Annotated in this window: 2 protein-coding genes and 1 pseudogene; all 3 read left to right on the plus strand. The window is 50.2% G+C overall.

The genetic code is table 11. The features are described 5' to 3' along the window. A pseudogene (locus ACG2F4_RS19105) lies at positions 1 to 204 on the plus strand (xylose isomerase); the annotation flags it as partial. Between the two features lie 118 nt (positions 205 to 322). Next, on the plus strand, positions 323 to 2,392 hold the full coding sequence (locus tag ACG2F4_RS19110) for a sulfatase-like hydrolase/transferase (RefSeq protein WP_395262543.1): 2,070 nt from the start codon (positions 323 to 325) through the stop codon (positions 2,390 to 2,392). Positions 2,393 to 2,583: 191 nt separating this feature from the next. Beyond that, a partial coding sequence (locus tag ACG2F4_RS19115; protein WP_395262544.1) for a sulfatase occupies positions 2,584 to 3,785 on the plus strand: 1,202 nt, incomplete at its 3' end.

A 3,785-nucleotide genomic window follows, 5' to 3' on the forward strand; every position in this document is an offset into this window, starting at 1 on the left:
GAGATCGCCTACATCCAGCAGGGGGACGTGCCGGGCCGCAATGAGCCCTATACCGGGGAGATCAACTACCGGAACGTCTTCAAATACATCCATGAGAAGGGCTACGACGGCATCCTGGGCATGGAGCACGGCAACGCCCATGAAGGCAAGGAAGGCGAGCAGGCGGTCATTGATGCCTACGTAAAAGCCGATAGTTTTGAATAGATTTGGTGTAAAAGAAATAAATCTCTACTCTTCTATTTAAATAGCTGGGAAAGAGAAGAAAGGAAATATCAGTATCTGCTAAGCACTAAATTAATATTGTAATTTGGAATGTAAATTCATGCATCAGTCTCTCTACTTATTCAATCTAATCATCATATTTTCGGTTCTCTCCGCATGCCAGTCGGAATCCCAACAACAGCCTGAGGGAAACCAAGAGCTGCCCAACATTATATTTATCCTCACCGATGATCTCGGGTATGGTGATATAGGAGCCTTTTACCAGAATCAGCGAGGGGAAGAGGGCGAGCCTCACCACAAGACACCGCACCTTGACAACATGGCTAGTGAAGGAATGCAGCTGACCCGTCACTATGTAGGCGCACCGGTATGTGCCCCTTCGCGAGCGTCCCTGCTGCAGGGGGTCCACCAGGGCCATGCCAATGTGCGCGACAACCAGTTTGACAAGGCGCTCTCGGATAACCATACGCTGGCTTCAGTACTGAAAGAAGGCGGCTATGCCACAGGAATAGTAGGCAAGTACGGGCTGCAGGGCCTGGAGGGCGATTCCCCGGAAAGCTGGCAGGCCTATCCAACCAAGCGGGGATTCGATCATTTCTTGGGGTATGTTCGTCACCGGGACGGTCATAATCACTACCCGGCCCATGAGGTCAGGGAGCGACCCAAGGTTGAACTATACGCGGGCAATGAGGAGATCTCCGATCAGCTCAGGGGCGTGTATACCACTGATCTGTTTACAGCCGTCGCCAAGAGATGGATTACTGACCAAGAGCAGGAAGATCAGCCTTTTTTCCTGTATCTGGCCTATGATACCCCACATGCGGGCCTGGAAGTGGCTTCCACCCCCTATCCCGAGGGAGGAGGACTTGACGGGGGCGTGCAGTTGATTGGTGAGGAAGACAACTACATTAATACGGTCGGGGACAGCATAGATACCTACATTCATCCCGATTATGCCGGCCGGGACTGGCCCGTACCGCAGCAACGCTTTGCCAGCATGGTGCGCCGTATTGACAACGGGGTGGGCGATATTATGCAGCTGCTTGAAGATCTGGATATTGATGAGAATACCATGATTGTATTTACCTCCGACAATGGTCCGCACAAAGAATCCTATGGCTACGGAGAATACGATCCCACTTTTTTTGATAGTTTTGGACCTTTGGACGGGATTAAACGTGATACCTGGGAGGGAGGTGTTCGGGTTCCCACTATTGTGTATTGGCCGGGCAAGATGCCTGGAGGTACAACCAATGATTCTCCCAGTGGATTCCACGACTGGCTGCCGACGTTCGCAGAAATGGCCGGACTGCCGGCGCCCGCCCGGACCGACGGCGTTTCCCTGCTGCCGGTGCTTACTGGTGAACGCGGGCAACATGCCGGAGAGGTTTATATCGAGTATAGCCAGGACGGACAAACCCCCGATTATGAGGAGTTTCACGCATCCCACCACGGGCAACAGCGTGGGCAGATGCAGGTGCTCTACCTGGATGGGTATAAAGGGGTCCGCTATGACATTCAATCGGCAGAGGATGACTTCCGCATTTATGATACGCGGCAAGATCCCGGAGAGACCAGTAACCTTGCCGGCAGCAGTGAGCAGATGGAACTCCTGCAACAACGCATGAAGGACAGAGTCCTGCAGCTCCGTCGCCCTGATTCGTCCGCCAAACGACCGTATGATGAGGAGCCGGTACCTGCCCTGAATGTCCCTGAGGATATACAACCAGGTCTCCGCTACCGGGTATTTGAGGCGACCACGCCTTGGGTACCTGATGTATCTACGCTGGAACAATCCCCTGAGCAAAGCGGCATTACCGAGGGATTTGACCTCGGAGTGCAAACCCGTGAGGAACATATTGTCCTGGAATACGCCGGCCTGCTTGAAGTGCCCGAGACTGGAGTATATACATTTTCCCTCCAGACAGACCAGGGGGCTGTGCTGCGTATCCACGGGGCAACAGTAATCGATGCCGACAAAGGTTATGATCCGGGTTCGGTTACTACTTCTGAAATCCGGTTGGAAGAAGGATATCATCCCGTTCAACTTATCTATGCACAGTCGGAAGAGAAACGAACTCCCACTCTTCAGCTACAGTGGAGTGGGCCGGAATTTTCCCGACAAGCCGTTCAGCCAGCCCATTTATATCATCGGACAGGCACAGATTAATGTCATATCTGGGACAAAAATGTTCTTGAATGTTGCTTTAAAATTGAAGTAACTGAAGTATAAGGGAGCTTTGCAGACCCTTCTGCTTTGCAGGGGCACTGACCTCGCAGGCGGGAGTACAACGCCCTCAGAATGACGAGTTGAGAGTTTGGAAAGGCCATATAAACCGGTAGAAATTATTGACGGGTACCATGTCTTATTTTCGAATTTTATACACCATCTGTCTTCTTCTCGTTTGTTCACCGTTGATGGTGTTAAAGGCCCAAACGCCAAACCAGGAAAAGCCAAATATTATTTTCATTTTAGCTGACGACTTGGGCATCTCGGATATCAATTCATTCGACCCGTTGGAGCGATCTTTTTACGAAACTCCGAATATTGACAAGCTGGCGAAGGAGGGGATGAAATTCCTCCAGGCCTATACAAATGCAGCCAATTGTGCACCCACAAGAGCAGCGTTACTGAGTGGTCAATATTTTCCAAACCAGCCAATCTATCATGTTGGAAGACCCGGCGCCGGGAGAAGGGAACCGGGAGAGATGGTATCCGCAGAGAACGCAGATGAGCTTCCACTTGAGAAAATAACAGACGCAGAGATGTTGCAGCAGGCGGGTTATTCAACGGCATTTGTTGGTAAATGGCATGTGGGCAGGCCACCAGAATATGGACCTCAACAGCAGGGATACCAGGTTAATATTGGTGGAAGCGGAGATGGTAATCCAGGAGAATGGGATGGCGGTTATTTTGAGCCTGACAATAATCCATTAATTGATGATTCGCAAAATGGAGAATACCTGACCGATTATCTCACCCGAAAAGCCATTGATTATATCACTGGGAACAAGGATGGTCCATTCTACCTGAATCTCTCTTATTATACACCTCACTGGCCTCTTCAGGCACCAGAACAGTTGGTAAAAAAATATCAACAAAAGGATCCCGACAGAGGACATCATAATGCCACCTATGCCGCGATGATAGAGAGTCTTGATGCCAATATTGGGAAAGTCCTGAATACGTTAGACGAACTCGGCATTGCCCAGAACACCGTAGTTGTTTTTATGTCGGACAATGGAGGACTAGGCGGATATGAATTTATAGAAGACAGACCGGAAGCTGATCATATGCTTTCATCGGGTGTTACAGACAACGCTCCATACAAAGGAGGAAAAACCACCTATTATGAAGGGGGAATACGTACTCCCCTGATTATTCGATGGCCGGGCGTCATACAGCCTGGAACAACATCCGATGAGCCGGTGATTGGCATCGACTTATATCCAACCTATCTTGAATTGGCAGGGCTTGAAAACCCCGAAGGCTATCAGCTGGATGGGGTTAGCCTGACTCCGTTATTGGAGAATCCGGATAACTCCTTAAATCGCGAAGCATT

The sequence above is a fragment of the Halalkalibaculum sp. DA3122 genome (assembly GCF_043951865.1).
Taxonomy (GTDB): Bacteria; Bacteroidota; Rhodothermia; order Balneolales; family Balneolaceae; genus JAMQKA01.